This is a genomic window from Agrobacterium sp. CCNWLW155 (assembly GCF_036888815.1).
In the GTDB taxonomy this organism is placed as follows: Bacteria; Pseudomonadota; Alphaproteobacteria; order Rhizobiales; family Rhizobiaceae; genus Agrobacterium; species Agrobacterium radiobacter.
On sequence record NZ_JBAKFW010000001.1, the window covers coordinates 1,163,700 to 1,185,937 of the forward strand.

20 protein-coding genes are annotated in these 22,238 nt (G+C 59.8%); 6 read left to right on the plus strand and 14 right to left on the minus strand.

The features are described 5' to 3' along the window. Window positions 1-433: 433 nt before the first annotated feature. The 3 genes from metF to ettA form a co-directional block, all read right to left on the minus strand. Entirely contained in the window at window positions 434-1,327 is an 894-nt protein-coding gene (gene metF / locus V6S97_RS05885; RefSeq protein ID WP_004430696.1) for a methylenetetrahydrofolate reductase [NAD(P)H], read from the minus strand. A 1-nt stretch (window position 1,328) separates the two neighbouring features. Next, on the minus strand, window positions 1,329-2,342 hold the full coding sequence (locus tag V6S97_RS05890; RefSeq protein ID WP_004430694.1) for an ArsR/SmtB family transcription factor: 1,014 nt from the start codon (window positions 2,340-2,342) through the stop codon (window positions 1,329-1,331). 160 nt (window positions 2,343-2,502) lie between these two features. Beyond that, the gene (gene ettA, locus V6S97_RS05895; RefSeq protein ID WP_004430692.1) at window positions 2,503-4,152 is read right to left on the minus strand and encodes an energy-dependent translational throttle protein EttA; all 1,650 of its coding nucleotides are present in this window, start codon (window positions 4,150-4,152) and stop codon (window positions 2,503-2,505) included. A 147-nt stretch (window positions 4,153-4,299) separates the two neighbouring features. On the opposite strand from ettA, the gene V6S97_RS05900 reads away from it, so the two are divergent. From V6S97_RS05900 to V6S97_RS05915, 4 genes are all read left to right on the plus strand, one after another. Beyond that, a complete protein-coding gene (locus V6S97_RS05900) occupies window positions 4,300-5,250 on the plus strand; it encodes an alpha/beta fold hydrolase (RefSeq protein WP_004430691.1) in 951 nt (316 codons plus the stop codon). A gap of 100 nt (window positions 5,251-5,350) precedes the next feature. Beyond that, the gene (locus V6S97_RS05905; protein ID WP_004430689.1) at window positions 5,351-6,553 is read left to right on the plus strand and encodes a CaiB/BaiF CoA transferase family protein; all 1,203 of its coding nucleotides are present in this window, start codon (window positions 5,351-5,353) and stop codon (window positions 6,551-6,553) included. Continuing rightward, a complete protein-coding gene (locus tag V6S97_RS05910; protein ID WP_265613811.1) occupies window positions 6,550-8,217 on the plus strand; it encodes a thiamine pyrophosphate-binding protein in 1,668 nt (555 codons plus the stop codon). The genes V6S97_RS05905 and V6S97_RS05910 overlap by 4 nt, the downstream gene beginning before the upstream one ends. 80 nt (window positions 8,218-8,297) lie before the next feature. Beyond that, window positions 8,298-9,050, plus strand: a complete 753-nt coding sequence (locus V6S97_RS05915) for a HugZ family pyridoxamine 5'-phosphate oxidase (RefSeq protein WP_112293511.1) — start codon at window positions 8,298-8,300, stop codon at window positions 9,048-9,050. A 272-nt stretch (window positions 9,051-9,322) separates the two neighbouring features. Here V6S97_RS05915 and V6S97_RS05920 read toward each other — a convergent pair whose 3' ends face one another. From V6S97_RS05920 to V6S97_RS05930, 3 genes are all read right to left on the minus strand, one after another. Then, entirely contained in the window at window positions 9,323-9,664 is a 342-nt protein-coding gene (locus V6S97_RS05920; protein ID WP_006310481.1) for a RidA family protein, read from the minus strand. 46 nt (window positions 9,665-9,710) lie between these two features. Next, complete coding sequence (locus V6S97_RS05925) at window positions 9,711-10,049, minus strand: TIGR01244 family sulfur transferase (RefSeq protein WP_003494827.1); 339 nt, start codon at window positions 10,047-10,049, stop codon at window positions 9,711-9,713. Between the two features lie 116 nt (window positions 10,050-10,165). Next, on the minus strand, window positions 10,166-10,999 hold the full coding sequence (locus tag V6S97_RS05930) for an aldose 1-epimerase family protein (RefSeq protein WP_099086047.1): 834 nt from the start codon (window positions 10,997-10,999) through the stop codon (window positions 10,166-10,168). 155 nt (window positions 11,000-11,154) lie between these two features. Between V6S97_RS05930 and V6S97_RS05935 the strand changes: the two genes are divergently transcribed. After that, window positions 11,155-12,546, plus strand: coding sequence for a L,D-transpeptidase family protein (locus V6S97_RS05935; RefSeq protein WP_004430680.1), 1,392 nt, complete (start codon window positions 11,155-11,157; stop codon window positions 12,544-12,546). Window positions 12,547-12,614: 68 nt separating this feature from the next. Here the strand turns inward: V6S97_RS05935 and V6S97_RS05940 are convergent, their stop codons facing one another. The 3 genes from V6S97_RS05940 to V6S97_RS05950 are packed head-to-tail and all read right to left on the minus strand — an operon-like array spanning window position 12,615 to window position 15,107. Further along, complete coding sequence (locus V6S97_RS05940) at window positions 12,615-13,820, minus strand: MFS transporter (protein ID WP_004430678.1); 1,206 nt, start codon at window positions 13,818-13,820, stop codon at window positions 12,615-12,617. Window positions 13,821-13,867: 47 nt separating this feature from the next. Then, window positions 13,868-14,515: a TetR/AcrR family transcriptional regulator gene (locus tag V6S97_RS05945; protein ID WP_031234587.1), complete on the minus strand. Its 648-nt coding sequence runs from the start codon at window positions 14,513-14,515 to the stop codon at window positions 13,868-13,870. 37 nt (window positions 14,516-14,552) lie between these two features. Beyond that, window positions 14,553-15,107, minus strand: coding sequence for a Crp/Fnr family transcriptional regulator (locus V6S97_RS05950; RefSeq protein ID WP_112355841.1), 555 nt, complete (start codon window positions 15,105-15,107; stop codon window positions 14,553-14,555). A 58-nt stretch (window positions 15,108-15,165) separates the two neighbouring features. Between V6S97_RS05950 and V6S97_RS05955 the strand changes: the two genes are divergently transcribed. After that, complete coding sequence (locus V6S97_RS05955) at window positions 15,166-15,684, plus strand: Spy/CpxP family protein refolding chaperone (RefSeq protein ID WP_004430673.1); 519 nt, start codon at window positions 15,166-15,168, stop codon at window positions 15,682-15,684. A 65-nt stretch (window positions 15,685-15,749) separates the two neighbouring features. On the opposite strand, the gene V6S97_RS05960 is transcribed toward V6S97_RS05955, so the two are convergent. From V6S97_RS05960 to V6S97_RS05980, 5 genes are all read right to left on the minus strand, one after another. Further along, window positions 15,750-16,466 carry a ParA family protein gene (locus tag V6S97_RS05960; RefSeq protein WP_004430670.1) on the minus strand — a complete coding sequence of 239 codons (717 nt, stop codon included), beginning with the start codon at window positions 16,464-16,466 and terminating at the stop codon, window positions 15,750-15,752. Window positions 16,467-16,739: 273 nt separating this feature from the next. Next, window positions 16,740-17,885 (minus strand): iron-containing alcohol dehydrogenase, encoded by a 1,146-nt coding sequence (locus V6S97_RS05965; protein ID WP_334426265.1) that lies wholly within the window; start codon window positions 17,883-17,885, stop codon window positions 16,740-16,742. After that, a complete protein-coding gene (locus V6S97_RS05970) occupies window positions 17,882-19,270 on the minus strand; it encodes an aldehyde dehydrogenase family protein (RefSeq protein ID WP_334426266.1) in 1,389 nt (462 codons plus the stop codon). Before V6S97_RS05970 ends, V6S97_RS05965 begins: the two co-directional genes overlap by 4 nt. 18 nt (window positions 19,271-19,288) lie before the next feature. After that, window positions 19,289-20,653 carry a glutamine synthetase family protein gene (locus tag V6S97_RS05975; protein WP_099086043.1) on the minus strand — a complete coding sequence of 455 codons (1,365 nt, stop codon included), beginning with the start codon at window positions 20,651-20,653 and terminating at the stop codon, window positions 19,289-19,291. A gap of 64 nt (window positions 20,654-20,717) precedes the next feature. Further along, window positions 20,718-22,232: an amino acid permease gene (locus tag V6S97_RS05980; protein ID WP_004430663.1), complete on the minus strand. Its 1,515-nt coding sequence runs from the start codon at window positions 22,230-22,232 to the stop codon at window positions 20,718-20,720. Window positions 22,233-22,238 lie beyond the last annotated feature (6 nt).

Below are 22,238 nucleotides of genomic sequence, written 5' to 3' on the forward strand. Positions count from 1 at the left end.
TATCGGCCGGAATCAAGGCATAAAGTGTTAATCTCGACCTGATGACTGGGGATAACACCCCGGTCATTTACTTTTTTTAAACATATGAAGCACTGCGTGATAAGAAAATAATCTTTTATTTTCAATTAATTACAGAAAATCCTTTTTTATATCGCCTGGCGACGTGCTGCACTGCATCACAAAAACCGCTTTTCAACCGCCACAAAACGGTCATATTATCGAACCTGTCAACAAGAGGAGGCACCCATGGGACTTACAAAATCTCTCAATGCCTTGGCAGTCGGTTTGGCGTTTTTGTTCGTAGCGATGATGCTTTTCATCTGACGCGACGTGAAGACCAAACGCAGATAAGAACCGTAGATGACACGAGTTTAAAAAGCGCAGGCCCCGAGGGACCTGCGCTTTTTTCATGTCGGTACTCTGCTGCTTTAAGTCAGGCGGCGCTGCGGCGCAGACGCTCCAGCCCAAGATTTTCAAGCACAGCGTCGACCAGCGGCGCGCGGTTCATGGTGTAGAGGTGGAACTCATTGACACCGCGACGCTGAAGATCGGCGATCTGTTCGGCGGCAACCTCCGCAGCCACGCGGGCACGACCCTCCAGATCGTCGTCATAGCCTTCAAAACGCTCATCCAGGAAACCGGGAACGCTGGTGCCGCAACGGCCGGCGAAACGCTTGAGCTGGGTGAGGTTCTGGATCGGCATGATGCCCGGAACCACCGGTATGGTGATCCCCGCCGCCGTCACCCGCTCCATATAGCGCTCGAACACGTCGTTATCGAAGAAGAACTGCGTCAGCGCACGCGTCGCGCCATTATCCGCCTTGCGCTTCAGCATATCGATATCAACGGCATCGCTCGCGCTCTCGGGATGTTTTTCCGGATAGGCCGAAACGGAAATCTCGAAATCGCCGATCTCGCGCAGTCCCTTCACCAGAGCCGCCGCGTTCTCGTAACCTTCCGGATGCGGCTGGTAAGCCGTGCCGATGCCGGTGGAGGGATCGCCACGCAGCGCCACGAAATGGCGAACGCCGGCGTTACGGAACTCTTCTATGACCTGATGCACGTCCTCACGGCTGGCATCCACGCAGGTCAGATGTGCTGCGGTCGACAGATGGCTGTCACCGATCATGCGGCGCACCGCATCCAGTGTCGGCGCTTTTGTGGATCCACCGGCGCCATAGGTGACGGACACGAAATCCGGATCCCACTTCTTCAGCTCGGCAACCGTTTCCCAGAGCTGGGTTTCCATCTCGGCATTCTTGGGCGGGAAAAATTCGAAAGACAACCGGATATCGCCATCACGGCGTGCGGTTTCCGACCTCAACATATCATGCCCTCCCGGCAGCAAGTAAAACGGCCTCTTGCACCACATCGTCTGCCATCAGCAGCCGCTGGTCTCGGGCAACCCAGATCGTCACGTCCAGAGCTTCGTCAGACGCTTTTTCAGAATGAAGATCGACGGCGCGGTCCGGAGCAAGTCCGGCCTTTTTCAGCCATTCTTCCATCAGCGGATGCGAGAAACCGAGCCGCACATGCGCATGTTCATCGCGCAGATATTCGAAGGAATGCGGCGCAAGGTCGATGACGATCAGCCGCCCACCGGGACGCAGCATGCGCGCGGCTTCCGAAAGCGCGATTTCCGGCTGGTCGAGGAAATGCAGGACCTGATGGATAACAATCAGATCGAAATCCTGTCCTTCCAGCGGCAGATTGAGAATATCGCCATGACGGACCGAGGCATTGACCACGCCCGCCTTGTCGAGATTGGCACGCGCCACCGACAGCATGTCACGGCTGGCATCGACGCCGATCGCGCGGCGATAGATGCCGCTCAGAAGCTGCAGGATACGGCCGGTACCGGTGCCCAGATCGAGAAGCGAATCGACAGGCGTGGTGCCCACCAGCTTCAGGAGCGCGCCTTCCACGGCCTCGTCACTGACATGCAGGCGACGCAGTTCGTCCCAGGCGGAAGCATTGCGGCTGAAATAATCCTGCGCCCGCTCCGCCCGCACCCGCTTGACAGTGGCAAGCCGTTCACTGTCACGCTGGAGAACGGCATCCGACGGCGACGCGGCGCCAAGCAGCTGCCGAACGACACCCGCAGGTTCGCCATCCTGCCGCAAACGGAAATAGGCCCATGCGCCTTCCTGATAACGCTCGATAAGCCCCTCTTCCGTCAAAAGCTTGAGGTGACGGGAGATACGCGGCTGCGACTGGCCGAGGATTTCGGTAAGATCGGTAACCGTCAGATCGCCTGCCGCCAGAAGCGCAAGCAAGCGAAAGCGTGTCGTCTCACCCGCCGCTTTCAACAAATCCACCAATTTGTCCAGACCGAACGTCACTCTGCCGTGCCTCGCAAGCTAATCAAGATATAAAGATATCTTTATGTCGATGTGGCGTTCGATGCAAGCGTAAAGTGTCGTGCGAGACGATCATGTCCACTTATTACACGGAAAAAGGCCCGCTTTACGGCGGGCCTTTCTTGAAGAGATGATGAAAGGATCAGCGTGTCAGGCGCTTGTAGCTCACGCGGCCGGGCTTGATGCTTTCCGGGCCGAGGCGGCGGACCTTGTCCTTTTCGTAGTCTTCGAAGTTGCCTTCGAACCATTCCACATGGCTGTCACCCTCGAAAGCGAGGATGTGGGTGGCCAGGCGGTCGAGGAACATGCGGTCGTGGCTGATGATAACGGCGCAGCCGGCGAAGGCTTCCAGCGCTTCTTCAAGCGCTGCCAGCGTTTCCGTATCAAGGTCGTTGGTCGGTTCGTCGAGCAGCAGCACGTTGCCGCCGGCCTTCAGCATCTTGGCGAGGTGCACGCGGTTACGCTGACCACCCGAGAGGTTGCCGACCTTCTGCTGCTGATCGCCGCCCTTGAAGTTGAAGGCGCCGCAATAGGCGCGCGAGTTCACTTCGAACTTGCCGAGCTTGATGATGTCGTTGCCGCCGGAGATTTCCTCCCAGACGGTCTTGTCACCCGCCAGCGTATCGCGGCTCTGGTCGACATAACCGAGCTGAACCGTCTCGCCGACAGTTACCGAACCGCTATCCGGCTGTTCCTGACCGGTGATCATCTTGAACAGCGTGGACTTACCCGCACCGTTCGGACCGATGACGCCGACGATGCCGCCGGGCGGCAGCTTGAAGGAAAGGTTTTCGATCAGCACGCGGTCGCCATAGGACTTGGTGAGGTTCTCGGCCTCGATGACAACGCGGCCAAGACGCTCGGCAACCGGAATAACGATCTGCGCGTCGCCGGGACGGCGGTTTTCAGCTGCTTCCACCAGTTCGTCATAGGCCTTGATACGGGCCTTGGATTTCGTCTGGCGTGCCTTGGGGCTGGAGGCGATCCACTCGCTTTCGCGGCTGATGGCCTTCTGGCGCGATGCATCTTCGCGGGCTTCCTGCTGCATGCGCTTGGCTTTCGCCTGCAGGTAAGCGGAGTAGTTGCCTTCATAGGGAATGCCGCGGCCACGGTCGAGCTCGAGAATCCAGCCCGTGACGTTGTCGAGGAAGTAGCGGTCGTGGGTGATCATCATCACGGCGCCGGGATAGTCGCGCAGGTGCTTTTCAAGCCACGCAATGGTTTCCGCATCAAGGTGGTTGGTCGGTTCGTCGAGCAGCAGCAGGTCCGGCTGCGACAGCAGCAGGCGGCACAGCGCCACGCGGCGGCGTTCACCACCGGAAAGGCCTGTTACGGCTGAGTCACCGGGCGGGCAACGCAGGGCGTCCATCGCCATTTCGACCTGGTTTTCGAGGTCCCACAGGTTCTGGCTGTCGATGATGTCCTGGAGCTTCGCGCCCTCATCCGCCGTTTCGTCGGAATAGTTCATCATCAATTCGTTGTAGCGGTCGACGATTGCCGTCTTGCTCGCCACGCCTTCCATGACGTTTTCCATCACGGTCTTGTTTTCGTCGAGCTTCGGCTCCTGCTCGAGATAACCAAGCGTCGCGCCTTCGGCCAGCCATGCCTCGCCGGTATATTCCTTGTCGAGACCGGCCATGATCTTCAAAACAGTCGACTTACCGGCGCCGTTCGGGCCGAGGATACCGATCTTGGCGTCGGGGTAGAAGGAGAGATGAACGTTCTCCAGAACCTTCTTCGCGCCATAGGCCTTGTTCAGCCCGGCCATGTGATAGATGAATTGACGTGCCATTGTAGCGAATGCTCCACATCGGATTTTTAAGAGTACGTATCGGGAAATTTGCCGCTATGTAGGGTAATTAGGACCTTGGGGCAACCTCTGGCACGATTATGACCCCATGATTATGACAAGGGATGTTATGGCAGGACAGGCGCGATCATGAATGAAACGACCGACGACTTGGCCTTCAGCCGTATTGAGAGACTGGAAGCCCCCTCCGGCGCATCCATCGCCTTTCGCCACCAGCCTTCCGCCCTTTCCCCGGCGCGCGGCGTGCTGATGATCTGCCACGGGCTGGTTGACCATGCAGGCCGCTATCGCCGGTTCGCGGATGTGATGTCGAAGCAGGGTTTCGAAGTCTATGCCCACGACCATCGCGGCCATGGCCGCACGAGAGCGGCAGATGCGCCTCTCGGCCGTTTTGGCTGGAAGGACGGCGCGGAAAAGGTCGTTGCCGATGTCATGGCGATGCGCCGGATGGTTGGCGAAAGGCACCCCGGCCTGCCGGTGATCCTGTTCGGCCATTCCATGGGTGGCCTCGTGGCGCTTAACACCGCCGTCAGCCATCCGGATGCCTTCGACGGCCTGTCGATCTGGAATTCCAATCTCAATCCCGGCCTCATGGGCCGTGTCGCACAGGTTCTGCTGCGGCTGGAAAAAATGCTGAAAGGCTCTGATGTGCCGAGCGCCATTCTGCCGAAGGCAACCTTCCGCGCATGGAATGCCCGAATGCCGGAAAGGCGCACCCATGCCGACTGGCTGAGCCACGACAGGGCGGCGGTGGACGCCTATGTGGAAGACCCGCTCTGCCAGTTCGAGGCCAGTGTTTCCCTGTGGCAGGATGTTTTCCAAATGTCCTATCGCGCACCGAAACTCATCGAGCGCCTGCCAAAAGCCTTGCCGCTTCTGCTTGTCAGCGGCGATCGGGACGCCGCCACCAATGACGGCCAAGAGATCGTCTGGCTGGCGGAGCGTTTCCGGGAGGCCGGTTTCAGCCATGTCGAGCACACGATCTACAAGGGCATGCGGCACGAGACCTTGAACGAGATCGGCTGGCAGGCCGTGGCGGCGGATTTCGCCGCCTGGTGCGGGCGCGTCGTCGGCGATTGAGGCGGCCTTTGCCGAAACGGAATAAGTCCATGAGATAAAATCACATGCGACGCGGCAAGCAGCGGTCTATAAACCGGCAGACACAAATACCGGGGGACAGATGACCGACATGCCGAACAGGAAACCGCCGCTATCAGGCATTCGCGTCATCGAGCTGGCGCGTGTTCTGGCCGGTCCCTGGGCGGGGCAGATGCTGGCCGATATGGGCGCCGACGTCATCAAGGTGGAAAACCCCGAGGGCGGCGACGATACCCGCGCATGGGGACCGCCCTTCGTCGAAGATGCCGATGGAGAAAACCTCTCCGCCGCCTACTATCACGCCACCAATCGCGGCAAACGCTCCATCGTTGCCGATCTGAAGACGCCCGAGGGTTGCGAGCTGGTGCGCCGGCTGGTGCGCACCGCCGATGTCGTCATCGAGAATTTCAAGCGCGGCGGGCTTGCCAAATATGGCCTCGATTACGAGAGCCTGCGGGCGCTCAATCCGAAGCTGATCTATTGCTCCATCACCGGCTTCGGCCAGACCGGGCCTTATGCCGATCTCGCCGGATACGACTATATCGTGCAGGGCATGTCCGGCTTCATGTCGATCACGGGCGAAGCCGACGGACAGCCGATGAAGGCGGGTGTTGCGGTTGCCGATATCTTTACCGGCATCTATTCCGTGTCAGCCATTCAGGCAGCCCTGATCCACGCCATTCGATCAGGCGAAGGCCAGCATATCGACATGGCGCTTCTCGATGTGCAATCGGCCGTGCTCGCCAACCAGAACATGAATTACCTGATTTCCGGCAAGCCTCCCGTCCGACTCGGCAACGCCCACCCGAATATTTCCCCCTATGAGGTGGTGCCGACGGCCGATGGCTTCCTCATCCTTGCGGTCGGCAATGACGGCCAGTTCCGCCGCCTCTGCAATATTCTCGGCATCGGTGCGATTGCCGATGACGAGCGTTACGCGACGAACAAGGCCCGCGTGGCCCATAAGGTCGAGGTGCGGCAGATCGTGTCCACGGAAACCTTGAAATGGCAGAAGCGCGATCTTCTGACCGCCTGCGAAAAGAACGCCGTCCCGGCCGGGCCGATCAACTCCATCGAGGAAATGTTCGCCGATCCACAGGTTCAGGCACGTGGCCTTCGCATCGATCTGGAGGCCGAAGACGGCACCGTCATCCCCGGTGTCCGCACACCGATTATCATGTCGCAAACGCCGCTGCGCTATGAACGCCCGAGCCCGAAGCTCGGCGAACATCAGGCGCAGGTGCTGGCCGAACTGGAAAACATCGAAAGGACCACGACGCCATGACTGCAGCCGGAATGAAAAGAACAGGCGGGCAATTGATCGTCGAAGCGCTGAAGGCCAATGGCGTCTCCCGCGTTTCCTGCGTTCCGGGGGAAAGCTATCTCGCCGTGCTGGATGCGCTTTATGAAAGCGGCATCGAAACCGTGGTCTGCCGCCAGGAAGGCGGTGCCGCCATGATGGCCGACACCTGGGGCCGGCTGACCGGCGAACCAGGCATCTGCATGGTGACCCGTGGTCCGGGCGCAACCAACGCCTCGGCCGGCCTGCATATCGCAAGGCAGGATTCCATTCCGATGATCCTCTTCATCGGCCAGGTGCAGCGCGAAGCGCGTGAGCGCGAGGCCTTTCAGGAAGTGGAATATCGCCGCGCCTTCACCGAATTCGCCAAATGGGTGGGCGAGATCGACGACGCCCGCCGCATTCCCGAATTCGTCACCCGCGCCTTTGCCGTAGCAACCTCCGGCCGTCCCGGCCCGGTGGTGCTGACGCTGCCCGAAGACATGCTGGTGGAAGAGGTCGAAGCGCCTGAGGCGAAGCCCTACACACCCGTCGAGGCACATCCTGGCCCGTCGCAGATGGCCGCCTTCGCAAAAATGCTTGATGAGGCAAAGCGCCCGGTCTTCATCATCGGCGGTACGCGCTGGTCCGAGGAAAGCGTCGCAGGCTTCAAGGCTTTTGCGGAAAAGCACAAACTTCCCGTCGGCTGTTCCTTCCGCCGCCAGATGCTGTTCGATCATCTGAGCCCCTCCTATGCGGGCGATGTCGGCATCGGCATCAACCCGGCGCTGGCCAAGGAGATCAAGGAATCCGACCTCGTGGTTCTGCTCGGCGGCCGCCTCTCCGAAATGCCGTCTTCCGGCTATACGCTGCTCGACATCCCCTACCCGTCGCAGAAACTCGTCCATATCTATCCGGAAGCGGAAGAACTTGGCCGCGTCTATCGACCGGATCTGGCAATCTGCGCCGCGCCGGATGATTTCGTTAGCGCCCTCTCCTCACTCACGCTTTCTGCAAATGCCGCATGGGCGGACCGCACCGCCGCCATGCATGCGGCCTATCTGAATTGGTCCACGCCACCGCAGACCGGCCCCGGCGCGGTGCAGATGGGTCCGATCATGGACTGGATCGAGGCCAATGTGCCCGAGGATGCGATCTTCACCAATGGCGCGGGCAACTATGCGACCTGGGTGCATCGCTTCCATCGTTTCCGTCGCTACAACACGCAATCGGCGCCAACATCAGGCTCGATGGGTTACGGCCTGCCGGCGGCGGTTGCCGCGAAGCACCTTTTCCCGGAGCGTGAGGTGATCTGCTTTGCAGGTGACGGCTGTTTCATGATGCACGGACAGGAATTCATCACCGCCGTGCGTTACGGGCTGCCGATCATCACCGTGCTGGTCAATAACGGCACCTATGGCACCATCCGCATGCATCAGGAGCGGGAATATCCCGGCCGTGTCAGCAGCACCGATCTCGTCAATCCGGATTTCAACGCCTTTGCCAAGGCCTATGGCGGCCACGGCGAAACGGTGGAAAAGACCGAAGACTTCGCCGCCGCCTTCGAACGGGCCCGTGCAAGCGGCAAGCCGGCCATCATCGAAATAAAGCTGGATGCGGAAGCGATTACGCCGACACGTACCCTGACGCAGATCAGGACCCGAACCTGACATTGCCCTCCGATATTGGTGATAGACACGGCTCCGGCATGGTGTAAATCCTGACTGAGACTCACAGCTTAGGATACGACATGCCGGACGCAGCCCCTCCCGTCATCACTCCACGCGGCGCGAAGATCGAACCCTCGGCCGGCGCGCCTTTCGAGGCGGTGCGCGTAGCCCGCGACGTGCTGCACACATCCCGCACGGCAGCGCTCGCCACTCTCGATCCCGTCAGCGGTTATCCCTATACGACCGCAACCAATATCGGCATCGAGCCGGATGGCACGCCGTTCTTCTTCGCGGCCGGGCTGACGCTGCACGCCCGCAACATGGAGGCCGACCCGCGCATCTCGCTGACACTCGCGCCGTTTGGCAAGGGCGATGCGTTGACGCTGCCAAGGCTGACACTGGTGGGCAAGGCGGAACAAATCGGCCCGGATGAAGTTCCACTCGCCATCGCGCGCTACATTGCCCGTTATCCCAAGGCCAAGCTCTATCTCTCCCTGCCCGATACGCGGCTTTACCGGCTGCGGACAGAGGGCGTGCAGATCAATGGCGGCCCGGCCCGCAATGCCAGCAACATCACCCCGGCCGATCTGCGCACCGATCTATCAGGCGCGGAAGAGTTGATGGCTGCGGCGGAGAGCGAAGCGATCCGCCTCAACGCCATCAGGGGCGAAGCGGCCCGGCTTGCCGTTCTGGCCGGCGCAAAATCAGGCCGCTGGACGATCACCTCCATCGACCCGGATGGCATCGATCTCGCCTCGGCCAGCGATCTGGCGCGGCTGTGGTTTGCTGAGCGGGTGACGACGTTGAGGCAGTTTGAGAAGGCGCTTGCTTAGCCGGTGAGGTGACAGGCGCAAGCGATTCAAAAACCATGAAATTGCTTCTACTTGGCATTTTGTGGCCATGTCGCCCCGTCGCCCCGGACTGGATCCGGGTCCAGCGCGATCAAGTCTTTGATCGCAAAAGACTCTTTTTACGGCGCAGGCGCGGCGTGGCTGGATGCCGGGTCAAGCCCGGCATGACGGGGAGAGTTTTTTGACCCCATCCCATCAAAAAAGGCCGGGCTGCAATCCGCAACCCGGCCTTTTCTCAGAAATCAAACCGTTGCTCAGAGAGCAGCGGTCACGATGAATTCAACCTTGTAGTCCGGCGTCGCAAGCGCTGCTTCGCTGGTGGCGCGGGCCGGCGGGTTTGCCGGGTCGATCCAGCCTTCCCAGACGGCGTTCATTTCGCCGAAGGTGGACATGTCGGAGAGGTAGATGATGGTCTGCAGGATCTTCGACTTGTCGGAACCGGCAGCGGCCAGCAGGCGATCGACTTCAGCGAGAGCCGACTTGCTCTGCTCGGTCACACCAGTGCCTTCGCCAACCTGGCCAGCCAGGTAAACGGTGTTGCCGTGAACGACGGCGCCGCTCATGCGCTTGCCCGGCTCGATACGCTTGATGGTCATGGAAAACTCCTGTTGATTGGCATTAAAAATCGGGATGCGCGGAAAATCAGCCGCGCAGGTGATGGGTCTTTTCGTAGATCGCCGTCGAGCGCGCGCCGGAGCGGCAATAACCAAGCATCGGGCGCTGCAATTCGTCCAGCGCATCCACCATGCCCGTAACGGCATCGGCGTCGACGCCGTAACGGCCAACAGGCACATGCATGATGGTGAGGCCAAGCTGCTCGGCACGCTCGGCAATATCGGCAAAAAGCGGCTGGCCGTCTTCTTCGCCGTCAGGGCGGTGGCAGACGATCGACTTGAAGCCGAGCGCCTTGATCTCGTCCAGATCAGCAACGCTGATCTGTCCCGTTACCGAATATTCGTCGTCTATGCGCCTGATATCCATGTCATACCTCCGCTGAAACCGGCGTCCGCGCCGCTGGCTGTCATCCTTAAATCCGCATCCGATGTAAGCGGTCAAACCCCATGCGTCAATGATGCGTGGCCTTCATTCGGTACGGCTCAGAGGATGGAAAAGCGCAGGCCAAAGGAACGGCTTTCGTCCGGCTGAAGAATATTGAACTCGCCCGCCGCCTCAAGCTGGCTACGCCCTACCCAGCGATGCGAAACCGGCTCGATGCCGAGCACATTGGCGGGCTCCTGCTGGTTGCGCCACATCTGCAGATAGGGCAGCGTCTCCGTGCGAAAACGCGCGGTCAGCGTCTTCCCGCTGATGGCCGCAATCGGGCCAAGCTTCAATTCCGCCCATTCATCTTTTCCAGCAGAGACACAGAAAACATTGCCCGGCTCCTCGCCAAAACGCCAGCCATGGCCGCCGCCCTCCAGCATCGCGCCTTCCAGCCGCACGGCATCGTCAAACAGGCGGGCGCCGACATTCATGTGATACATCAGGAACACCGGGATCGGCCGCTCGGACGTATTGACGATCCTGTCATCAAGGCTGACTTCGCCGCTTTCGCCATCGATGCTCCATGTCCGTTCCAGCAGCGCTGTGCCGCCATCGGCAAGCTTCACGGGAACCTCGACACGCGCCAGCGCATTGGACTCGTGAACATCGAACGCGATGATCGTCGCGGGATGCGAGGAGAAGGAGCCGTGCAGCGGATATCGACGCCCCTCACCGTCGCCGTCGATCGGTTCGGGATGGCGGATATGGTCGGGACCGCAGGTGAACAGAAAGCCTTCCAGCGAATGGTCGATACGCGCATCGCCATCATCGGGAATGGCGCGGCCGGGCGCGATGTCAATGCCATCGACGACGCAGGCGCCGATATCGAAAACGGAGGTTTCATCGAGGAAAATGCGTGGCGATCTGCCAGCCTGAAACGAACGCAAGATAACCTCCCTGTGGCACTAAAAACGCATGGTTCACGGAAACGCTACTAACCGTGACGGAAATTAAGATTGCATTAACCGCGAATTCACCTTTTTCACAATAGGGTCAAGATTGCGGTGTGTTTATCGGTGAACAAGCAAGGGATAGCAGAATCGTGAAACAGTTTCTTAACGCAGCTCTGGGTCTGACGGTCGCGCTGGTGGCGGTTTTCGCCCCGCTGCAGGCTGGTGCGCAGCAGCGTTATGGCGACCAACAGCAGACAATGCTGGTCACTCCGGACGGTCGTGTGCTCGACTTCATGCCGGAGCGCGGTGATATCGTCATCAGCCGTGATGCGATGGGTCGCACGGTGTTTTACGACCAGTACGGCAATCTCCTGGCCACCGAAATGCCCTCCGGTTATCAGCAGCGTCAGCAGGCACGCCAGCGCGACACCACCTATTATCCGCCCGCCCCCGGCGGCCAGTATCGCGAGCCGCAGCGCGACTATGGCTATCAGGACAATGGCAGCGTGCGCGATTACCGCGAATATCGCGGCGACGGCTCCGACGACAATTTCTATACCGGTTCTGTTCCCGCGCCCGGCGCGGTTGAAAGCGGCCCACTCGGTCAACCGATGCCCGGCGAGAGCACCACGGCCGCCGTTCCGCAGCCGGATCACCTGATTGAGCGGCATACGCCGGTGACCACACCGGTCAACCGCTCGCGTCAGGAAATCGTCGCGCTGCAGACCTTCCTCGATCGCGAGGGCATCTCGCCCGGCGTTATCGACGGCAAGATGGGCGACAACGTCAACAAGGCGATTGCCGCCTGGCAGGACATGACAGGTGAAAAGCTCGATCCGAACAATTCCGATGATATTCTGGAGCGGCTGCGCGCCTCCGGCGGCATGCCGATCGTGGATTATACGATTACCGCCGCCGACGCCGCCGGTCCCTATGTCGCCTCCATTCCGGACGACTATGCCGCAAAATCACAATTGCCGGCCCTCTCCTTCACCTCCACGTCCGAGGCGCTGGCCGAACGCTTCCACATGGATGAGAACTACCTGAAGGAACTGAACCCCGGCATCGATTTCTCCGTGCCCGGCACCATCATCAAGGTGGTTAATCCCGGCGAGACGAAGAAGGGGCAGGTCGCCCGTATCGTTGCGCACAAGGGCATCAAACAGGTCTTCGCTTATGGTCAGGACGGCAATCTGATCGCCGCCTACCCCGCCACCATCGGCTCCACGGATACGCCGTCGCCGAGCGGCACGCATACGGTGGAGCGCATCGCGCTCAATCCGGGCTACACCTATAATCCGAAGATCAACTTCAAGCAGGGCCAGAACGACAAGATCCTGCAGATCCCGCCGGGTCCGAACGGCCCGGTCGGCACGGTCTGGATTGCCCTGTCGAAGCCGACCTACGGCATTCACGGCACGCCGGAACCGTCCAAGATCGGCAAGACCAACAGCCACGGCTGTATCCGCCTGACCAACTGGGATGCGACCGAACTGGCGAAAATGGTCCGTCCCGGCGTGGTGGTCGAATTCGCGGAATAGATTGACTGGAACAAAAAATGAAAAAGCCCGGCGGTTTGGTCCGCCGGGCTTTTTTCGTTGATGGAGTTTCAGTCGCGCTTTTCCGTCAGGAAATATAGAAGGGCCGCCACCGGCAAGGCGAAGCCGATCCACGAGGCGGCCTGCCATTCGCCGACAGCATAGGCCCAGCCGCCCACGGCGGAACCGATCGCACCACCCATGAAGAACGTCGCCATGTAGATGCCGTTCAGGCGGCTGCGGAATTCCGCTCCGAGCGTAAAGATCGCCCGCTGGCCGAGCACCAGATTGGTGGTGACGCCGAAATCCAGAACGATGGCAGCGACGACCAGAATGGCGAGCGCCAGATGTGAGCCTTCAGGCGCCAGATGGGTGACGGCGAAGGAGAGCGCCACCGCCACCAGTGCAAAGAAGGTGGCCGCACGCGTCCAGCCGCGATCGGCCATCCGCCCGGCAATCGGGGCGGCCACGGTGCCGGCCGCACCGGCCAGTGCAAAGAGCGCAATCTCGCCCTGGCTCAGATTGAAATGCGGCCCGCTCAGATAAAGCGGCGTCGTGGTCCAGAACAGGCTGAAAGCCGCAAACAGGAAGGCATGATAGATCGCCCGCCGCCGAAGGATCGGCGTGTGAAGCGCCAGCCGGCCCATCGAGGCCATCAAGGCCCCATAGCTCAACCGCGCATCGGGCATGCGGGTGGGCAGAAGCCGGAAAAGCACCACGGCAAGAAGCGCCATGACTGCCGCAGACGTCAGAAAAACACCGCGCCATGACACCACTTCCGACAACAGGCTGGAAACCGGCCGCGCCAGCATGATGCCGGCCATCAGCCCGCTCATGACATTGCCGACGACCCTGCCGCGAATGGCGTGCGGCGCCATATGGGCGGCATAGGGAACGATGACCTGTACCGCGACCGAACTGACGCCGACCAGGAAGGCCGCAATCAGAAACGGGGCCGCATGCGGCGCGAATGCCGCTCCCACAAGGGAAAGCACCGCCATCGCGACGGAACTGACGACCAGCTTGCGGTTTTCAACGAGATCGCCAAGCGGCACGACAAACAGCAGACCGATACCGTAACCGATCTGAGTCAGGGTTACGATAAGGCCGGTAGCGCCGGCGGAAAGACCAAGTTCCGCCCCGATAATGCCGGCAAGCGGCTGGCCATAATAAAGGTTGGCGGCAATCAGTCCGCAGGCTGTCGCCAGGAGGAAAGTCAAGGCCGGGGAAATGGATGTTGCCTCAACATCATCCCCTTCAATTACACGCGTCGTCATCATTTTCTCCAATATGGAAACAATCATTTCCTAAATAATCACAAAAATCACTCGGCAAGCTTCATGGCGATATCCACCACGGCCACCATGTCTTTGAGGCTGCGCCCCGTCTTTCCCACCACGCGCATGCCGTACATCATGCACAACATCGCCCGGGCGAGATCATCGGGATCAGCCTTTGAACCTACGGAACCATCCTTCTGCCCTTCGGCAACGAGACGGGCGACGATGCGCTCCCTCGCCTTCACAGCCCGCTCGACCACAACTGCAATGTCGTCATCCAGGGCCGCCAGGTCGGCAGCAGCACCAACCACCAGACATCCGTCAGAACCGACACCACCATGCGACCGTTCCGCATAGAACATCAGGCCTGCCCTAAGGCGCTCGTAACCGGTATCGAAACCGGCCACCGCTGCCTCGAAACGCTCGGTCTGTACGATCCTGTAGCGCTCCATCGTGGCGATGAACACGGCCTTCTTGTCCTTGAAGGCCTTGTAAAGACTGCCCTGCGCCAGTTCCATCGCATCGGTGAGATCGCCAACGGAGGTGGCGTGGTAACCGCGTCTGGAAAAGACACGGATCGCGCCATCAAGCGCATGATCGAGATCGAACTCGCGTGGCCTGCCGCGATGGCGCTGTTCCTGGGAATTGGGTTGGGCGATATTGGTCATGGCCGCAATATAGGAAACGATCATTTCCAAATCAAGCAGATAATTTGTCGCCTGCGCCCGGTTAGTCGGATGAAGCCGGGCGTCTCGCTATTTCCCGATACAACGCCTCGGCAGAAACGCCTATTTCAGCTGCGAGGCCCTTCCATTGACCCTTGGGCGGAAGCCTGCCTTCGTTGACGGTGATCCATGCATCGAGCCGCGCGCTGACCGAGCGCAGCGCCAATATTTCCGCACGCGTTCTGACATTTTTCAACTCGACGGAAATGTGACTTATCCATTCCAGCGCGAATGCTGGCTCGCGTTCAAGCAATTGCCGCAGCGTGCCGATTGGCACGAACAATGCGCGCCCTGCTGTCATCGCGATGGCGTCGCAGTGATATTGCTTCGAGAAGACCGAGGCTTCGGCAAGAATCGTCAGGGGTCCCGCGCGCTGCAACACTGCACTATGTCCATCCACCTGAAACCGCATCAGGTGGACGTAACCCTTGGCGACCAGCGCCAGCATGTGAATGGGATCGCCCTGATGAAAAAGGTATTCACCTTTTTCAAAGGATCGGGAGATGGACGCCCTCGGGCGAAGCTGGTCAAAAATCGAACTCGACATGATTTCTATCATGTCCGGCAAACCGGCCGGCTGGCAAGCTCAGGGGATCGCAACAGCTCGGACAGCACCCATGAAATTCACAGTTCCTGTATTCCTCACCGCCCTTATCCCCCTCTCCGCCATGGCGGAAGAGCAGCATCGCCACCAGTCTCCCTATGCGGGCCAGCAGAGCCGAACCATCAAAAGCCTGTCGGCCGAGGATATGGCCGAACTGGAACAGGGAGGCGGATGGGGCTTTGCGAAGGCCGCCGATCTCAACGGCATGCCGGGTCCCTCACATGTCGGAAAGATGGCGACCGAACTGGCGCTGACGGTGGAGCAGAACACCGCCGTCGAGCAGCTGTTTCAAACCATGCGAAAAGATGCCGCGACAGAAGGCAGGCAAATGATCGCCGGCGAAGCGGCGCTGGATGCGAGCTTCCGTAACGGCGCAATCGATGCGGATCAACTGCGCGCGCAGCTCGACCGTATTGAAGAAAGCCGCGCCAGGCTGAGATACATCCACCTTGCCGCTCATCTCGAAACGGTGAAGCTGCTGACCAAGGAACAGATCGCACGTTACAACAAGCTGCGCGGCTATGCGCCTTAACGAGCCGGAAAATGTCCTCTGGCCTTAAGCAGGCGGATGGAGCCGCCCTGCCCTGGGGGCAGCTCTCAGGCGGCCTGGCGAGTGAAAAGGCGCGCAGGTTGCGTGCCGAGCCGCAGAAGCCGTTGCGGCAGAAGGCCGACGACCTCCGTCGCGAAGGCTTTCGCATTCTCCACGGCCTTGTCGATATTGCTGACCTTGTCCTTGTCGAGACAGAGAAGCGTGCCGCCGTAATCGAAAATATCGCGATAGGCCGCTCTCTCGACAATCGGTGTATTGAGAACCGAGACGTTCTTTTCCGCGAGCAGCATCTTGACGAGCAGTAGGGAGCGTGTCGCCACCATGGCATTGACCCGCGTCAGCACGATGGAATGGGCGATCGCCTTGCCCATCTTGCGGTTCAGGAATTCGATATGATCGAGAACCTCGGCAGCGCCGCGCGCATCCATGGCTGAGCCCTGTACCGGGATCAGCACATGGTCGGAAATACCGAGCGCCATGGTCAGAAGCGGGTTTTTCGCGCCCGGCAGGTCGATAATGAAACAGTCAGTGTTGGCCTTGTTTTCGCGAATATGGCCCTCGAGCGAGGCCATCGTCACATGCGAAATCACCGAGAGATTTTCGATGTCGCCTGATAATTCGTGCCAGCGGGAAATCCACAATTGCGGATCGGCATCCAGCACCGTCACACGGTGGCCGCTGCGGGCAAGTTCGGTTGCCAGAAGCAGTACGGCGGTGGTTTTTCCCGCGCCGCCCTTGGTGTTGGCAAAAGTAATGACAGGCATGATATTCCCGATTGATCAGAGCCGTTTCATGCTCATTCACGCACCGAAGCAATTCATGGTGCTTTCCGTAATCTTAACGAACAGGGTTAATAAAAGGCTAAGAACGGTTATGCCGCGCAACGAAAAGCCCGCGATGGAGTATCGCGGGCTGTCGATAATTGGCAGCGTCCTCTTCGGGCTTACATCGCACGGCGTGAAGGCGCGGCATATTTCCTCTCCCCGCTGGGGAGAAGCCTCTCGAGCTCTCACAAGCCTGACGAATAAAGGCTATCCCTAAAAGCAGTCCTCGAACAGTTTCCTGGTATTCTCCAGCGTCATCGGCACCGGATTGCCGCCGCAGCTCGGATCCTTGATCGCTTCCGCCGCCAGCTCATCGATGCGATCAGGCTTGATGCCCATGGCGGTCAGGTTATCAGGCACGCCGAGTTCCTTGCGAAGCTCCAGCACATAGTCATAGAACCCATCGAAACCGCCGGAAATGCCGAGATAGGCAGCCGCGCGGGCAATCTTGTCTTCGATGGCCGGGCGATTGAAGCGCAGCACCGCAGGCATGACAACAGCATTGGTCATGCCGTGATGGGTGTTGTAGACCGCACCGATCGGATGCGAGAGCGAGTGAATGGCGCCAAGTCCCTTCTGGAAGGCAACCGCCCCCATCGCTGCCGCCGCCATCATATTGGTGCGTGCTTCGATGTCAGTACCATCCTTATAGGCGCGCGGCAGGAATTCCTTGACGAGACGCAGACCCTCAAGCGCAACGCCGGCGCTCATCGGATGGAAGAACGGCGACGAATAGGCTTCGAGGCAATGGGCAAAGGCGTCCATGCCCGTGCCTGCCGTAATGACCTTCGGCATGCCGACCGTCAGTTCCGGATCGCAGATGACGACGCCGGGCAAAAGCTTCGGATGGAAGATGATCTTCTTCACATGGGTCTGCGAATTGGTGATGACGCTGGCGCGGCCAACTTCCGAACCGGTGCCCGCCGTCGTCGGAACCGCGACGATGGGCGCAATCTTCGAGGCGTCCGCCCGCGTCCACCAGTCACCGATATCCTCAAAATCCCAGACCGGGCGCGTCTGCCCGGCCATGAATGCGATGGTCTTGCCAAGATCGAGCCCGGAACCACCGCCGAAGGCGACAACCCCGTCATGGCCGCCATCGCGATAGGCTTTTACGCCGGCTCCCATGTTGATTTCGTTGGGGTTCGGATCGACATCGGCGAAGATCGCCCGGCCGAGCCCAGCCTCTTCCAGTACATCGAGCGCATGCGCGGTAATCGCCATATTGGCAAGGCCGCGATCCGTGACGAGAAGCGGCTTCTTGATGCCGAGCGTCTTGCAGGCTTCCGCCAGTTCCTTGATCCGGCCACGGCCAAGCTTGACGGCGGTGGGATAGCTCCAGTTGGCGACGATATTCATTTCGTGACTTTCTTCAGATGGTAGGATTTCGGTCGGGTCAGGTTCTGGAAACCGAGAACGGAAAGCGAGCCGCCACGGCCCGTTTCCTTCACACCTGTCCAGCAGAGCGCGGGATCGAGATAATCCGCACGGTTCATGAACACGGTGCCGGTTTCGATCTCACGGCCGATACGCCCGGCACGCGCTGCATCCTGCGTCCAGAGCGATGCGGTGAGGCCATATTTGCTGTCATTCATCAGGGCGATGGCCTCGTCGTCGTTCTTCACCTTCATGATGCCAAGAGCGGGGCCGAAGGTTTCTTCGGTCATGAACTCCATGGAATGATCGACATTGACGAGCACTTGCGGAGCGACGTAAGCGCTCTCGCCGTCATCCGCAGGGAAAAGCTTGGGATCGACCAAAGCCTTGGCACCCTTTGCGACGGCGTCGGCGATCTGCGCGCGCACCACCTTGGCGAAACGCTTGTTGGCCATCGGCCCGAGCGTGGTTTCCTGTTCCAGCGGATTGCCGAGCTTGTAGTTGGACACCCACGCCACGGACTTCTCGACGAATTCGTCATAGAGGTTTTCGTTGACGTAGATGCGCTCGATGCCGCAGCAGCATTGCCCGGAATTATAGGTGGCGCCATCCATCAGCGTATCGACGGCGGCGTCGAGATCGGCGTCCTCCATCACATAACCGGGGTCCTTGCCGCCGAGTTCAAGACCGAGGCCGGTGAAGGTGCCGGCAGCGGCACGCTCGATGGCGCGGCCGCCTTCCACCGAACCGGTGAAGTTGACGAAATTGAACAGTCCTTCGGAAATCAGCGCCGAGGTCGTGGCATGATCGAGGAAGACGTTGATGAAGACATCTTCCGGTACACCAGCCTCGACGAAAGCCCGCACCATGCGCTCGCCGACCAGAAGCGTCTGCGCCGCGTGCTTGATAACAACCGTATTGCCGGCCATCAGGGCGGGCGCGACGGTGTTGATCGCCGTCATGTAGGGGTAGTTCCACGGGGCGATGACGAAGACCACGCCATGCGCCTCACGCTCGATGCGGCGTTCGAAATTGCCGCTCTCCTCGATGACGAGCGGTGCCAGTGCATCTGCAGCGATGGAAGCGACATAGTTGGAGCGCTCGTTGAAACCCTTGAACTCGCCGCCATAACGAACCGGACGGCCCATCATATGCGCCAGTTCCGGCACGACTTCCGCCACCATTTCATTGAGGCGTGCAACACCCTTCAGAACCAGCTGAACGCGGTCCTCAAGCGGACGTCGTGCCCAGTCCTTTTGCGCCTTGCGCGCTTTCGAAACGGCGGCGCGCGCCGCTTCCAGCGACATCGCCTCCCGTTCGGCATAAACCGAGCCGTCGATGGGCGAGATATTCTGGATCATGGTCATGATGTTTTCCCGTAATGATTAGGCTCGTTCGAAACCGCGCGCCACTTCCCAGTCGGTCACGCGGCGGTCGTATTCTTCCTGTTCCCACCGTCCGGCATGGACATAATGGTCGATCACATCGTCGCCGAAGGCCTTTCGCAGCATTTTCGATCCGTCCAGAAAGGCGGTGGCGTCACGCAGGGTCTTGGGTATCTCGCGCACGTCCTTGCCGCCATAGGCGTCGCCGACAAAAGCGGGCTCAAGTTCGAGTTTATTTTCGATGCCGTCAATGCCTGCCGCAAGCAAAGCCGCCATGGCGAGATAGGGATTGAGATCGGAGCCGCCGACGCGGCATTCGATGCGGATGCCCTTGGTGCCTTCGCCGCAGAGGCGATATCCCGCCGTGCGGTTGTCGAGGCTCCAGATCGCCTTGGTGGGCGCAAACGTGCCAGCCATGAACCGCTTGTAGGAATTGATATAGGGGGCGAGAAAATAGGTGATCTCACTGGCATGAGCGAGAAGCCCGGCAACATAATGCCGCATCACATCCGACATGCCGTGTTCGCCGTCCTTGTCGAGGAAAGCCGGCTTGCCATCCAGGCTCCACAGCGACTGGTGGATATGCGAGGAACTGCCAGCGGCATTGTAGTTCCACTTGGCAAGGAACGTCACCGCCTTGCCCTTCGACCAGGCGATCTCCTTGGTGGCGTTCTTGATGATGGCGTGCCGGTCGGCCATGGTCAGCGCCTCGGCATAACGCACATTGATTTCCGCCTGACCGGGAGACGCCTCGCCCTTGGAATTTTCGACCGGAATTCCCGCACCCTGCAGGCCCTTGCGCAGCGCCCGCATGACGTCCTCTTCCTTGGTCGTCTGGAAGATATGATAGTCTTCGTTGTAGCCGCTGGCGAGGTTCAGGTCCCTGTAGCCGCTGGCGCGCGCCGCATCGAAGGTCTGGTCGAACAGGAAGAACTCCAGTTCCGTCGCCATATAGGCTTTCAGCCCCATGGCCTCCAGCCGCGCCACCTGTTTTTTGAGAAGCGCGCGCGGCGAATGCGGCACTTCCTCATGGGTGTGATGGTCAAGCACGTCGCACAGCACCAGCGCCGTCCCTTCCAGCCAGGGCACCCGCCTCAGCGTCGAAAGATCGGGCTTCAGCACATAATCGCCGTATCCCTTTTCCCAGCTGGAGGATTTGTAACCGGGAACGGTTTCCATCTCCATGTCGGTGGCAAGCACATAGTTGCAGCTATGGGTTTCCTCAAAGGCGCTTTCGACGAAGAACTCCGCCTGGAACCGCTTGCCCATCAGACGCCCCTGCATGTCGACAAGGCAGGCCAGAACCGTGTCGATGCGCCCCTCGGCGACATCCATTTTTAGCGCGTCGAATGTGTAGCTCGTCATTTTGTCCGTTCCCTTTATTGTGGCGACCGGGCGGCCGGGATGCGGCCGCCCGTTTATTTGTGCATCAGGCCTTTGCAGCCGCTGCGGTAACCGCAGCCTGCTTGTGCTCCATCGCGAATTCCTCTTCCGGCGACAGGATGAGGCGATGGCGTCCGACAAAGGCAAAATAGGCGATCGCCACGGCAAACCAGACGGCGACCCAGAGCACGCCCTTGGTGAAGTTTGGATCCTGGATCTGGTAAAGCAGCGTGACGATGGCGATGATAACAGTCAGCACCGCGCCCGGAATGCCGAAGGGCGAGCGGAACGGCCGCTCGATATGCGGCAGGTTTTTCCGCAGCAGAATGAAGGAAATCGCCTGCATGATGTAGGAGAACATCGCGCCGAACACTGCCATGTTCAAAAGCACGCTGCCGATGATGCTGCCGCCCTGTTCCGCACCCAGCGAGAACCAGATGACAAGCATGACAGCGAGGCCGACAATTGCGCCGGAGATATTGGCAACATAGGGTGTGCGGTATTTGGAGTGTGTGATCGACAGAACGGTCGGGAAATAACCCGCACGCGACAGCGAATAGATCTGCCGGCCCTGCGCATAAAGGATCGTATGGAAGCTGGCGATCAGGCCGGTCAAGGCAACGAGACCCAGTACCACCACGCCGCCATCGCCGTAGATCGCCTTGAAACCATCAAGCAGCGGCTCGAGCGAGGAGCTGAGATGGAAGGCGCCAACGCCCGGCAGGGATGGGTTGAGCAGCACGATCATGAAGGCCGAGACCATCAGCGTCACCATGCCGAGTATGATGCCCTTTGGCATGTCTCGTTTGGGATCGACTGATTCTTCAGCCGCCAGCGGCAGCTGCTCGATGGCGAGGAACAGCCAGACCGCGAAAGGCAGCGTGGCGAGAACGCCCGAGAAACCGAAGGGGAAGAAGGAACCGCCACCTTCCGGCAGCTCCACCGCCTTGCCATCAGGTCCGACACCGATATTGAGCGCGAAACGCGAAAAATCGATATTGGGAATGGCGCTGATCCAGAAGAACACCAGAACGGCGAGCGAAATCAGTGTGATAACAAGTGTGACCTTGAAGGAAAGCTCAAGTCCGAAGACATTGAGCGCAAGAAAGATCAGATAGAACGCTATCCACACGAAGGGTGAATAGGCCGGATCAAGGCCGAGAATGGAGTTCACATAGGCCGTGATGAAGGTGACGACGACCGCCGGCGTCAGCACATATTCGACATTCTCGCAAAGTCCGGTGATGAACCCGCCCCATGGACCCATGGCCGTGCGGGCGAAGGAATAGGCCGCACCCGTATGCGGCAAGGCCGGGCTCATTTCCGCGATCGAAAATGTCAGCCCGAGATACATGATGGCGATGATGATGCCCGCCACCAGCATGCCGCCCCAGCCGCCGGTGGAAAAGCCGAAATTCCATCCGGAAAAATGCCCTGATATGACCGCGCCGACGCCGAGTGACCACAGCGACCACACGCCCGCATAACGGGATAGTCCGCGTTTTTCGAAATAGGATGCATCAGCCTTCTTGTAGCTGACGCCTGATGATGAACTGTCCATGCCCTT

What these genes read in the sequence shown, in the direction of transcription:
- V6S97_RS05945 (WP_031234587.1), bottom strand. Translation starts at nt 14,515, where the DNA reads ATGATCGTTTCCTATATTGCGGCCATGACCAATATCGCCCAACCCAAT.
- V6S97_RS05925 (WP_003494827.1), bottom strand. Translation starts at nt 10,049, where the DNA reads ATGGATATCAGGCGCATAGACGACGAATATTCGGTAACGGGACAGATC.
- V6S97_RS05980 (WP_004430663.1), bottom strand. Translation starts at nt 22,232, where the DNA reads ATGGACAGTTCATCATCAGGCGTCAGCTACAAGAAGGCTGATGCATCC.
- metF (WP_004430696.1), bottom strand. Translation starts at nt 1,327, where the DNA reads ATGTTGAGGTCGGAAACCGCACGCCGTGATGGCGATATCCGGTTGTCT.
- V6S97_RS05955 (WP_004430673.1), top strand. Translation starts at nt 15,166, where the DNA reads ATGAAATTCACAGTTCCTGTATTCCTCACCGCCCTTATCCCCCTCTCC.
- V6S97_RS05975 (WP_099086043.1), bottom strand. Translation starts at nt 20,653, where the DNA reads ATGACGAGCTACACATTCGACGCGCTAAAAATGGATGTCGCCGAGGGG.
- V6S97_RS05920 (WP_006310481.1), bottom strand. Translation starts at nt 9,664, where the DNA reads ATGACCATCAAGCGTATCGAGCCGGGCAAGCGCATGAGCGGCGCCGTC.
- ettA (WP_004430692.1), bottom strand. Translation starts at nt 4,152, where the DNA reads ATGGCACGTCAATTCATCTATCACATGGCCGGGCTGAACAAGGCCTAT.
- V6S97_RS05970 (WP_334426266.1), bottom strand. Translation starts at nt 19,270, where the DNA reads ATGACCATGATCCAGAATATCTCGCCCATCGACGGCTCGGTTTATGCC.
- V6S97_RS05915 (WP_112293511.1), top strand. Translation starts at nt 8,298, where the DNA reads ATGCCGGACGCAGCCCCTCCCGTCATCACTCCACGCGGCGCGAAGATC.
- V6S97_RS05940 (WP_004430678.1), bottom strand. Translation starts at nt 13,820, where the DNA reads ATGACGACGCGTGTAATTGAAGGGGATGATGTTGAGGCAACATCCATT.
- V6S97_RS05965 (WP_334426265.1), bottom strand. Translation starts at nt 17,885, where the DNA reads ATGAATATCGTCGCCAACTGGAGCTATCCCACCGCCGTCAAGCTTGGC.
- V6S97_RS05960 (WP_004430670.1), bottom strand. Translation starts at nt 16,466, where the DNA reads ATGCCTGTCATTACTTTTGCCAACACCAAGGGCGGCGCGGGAAAAACC.
- V6S97_RS05900 (WP_004430691.1), top strand. Translation starts at nt 4,300, where the DNA reads ATGAATGAAACGACCGACGACTTGGCCTTCAGCCGTATTGAGAGACTG.
- V6S97_RS05910 (WP_265613811.1), top strand. Translation starts at nt 6,550, where the DNA reads ATGACTGCAGCCGGAATGAAAAGAACAGGCGGGCAATTGATCGTCGAA.
- V6S97_RS05905 (WP_004430689.1), top strand. Translation starts at nt 5,351, where the DNA reads ATGACCGACATGCCGAACAGGAAACCGCCGCTATCAGGCATTCGCGTC.
- V6S97_RS05950 (WP_112355841.1), bottom strand. Translation starts at nt 15,107, where the DNA reads ATGATAGAAATCATGTCGAGTTCGATTTTTGACCAGCTTCGCCCGAGG.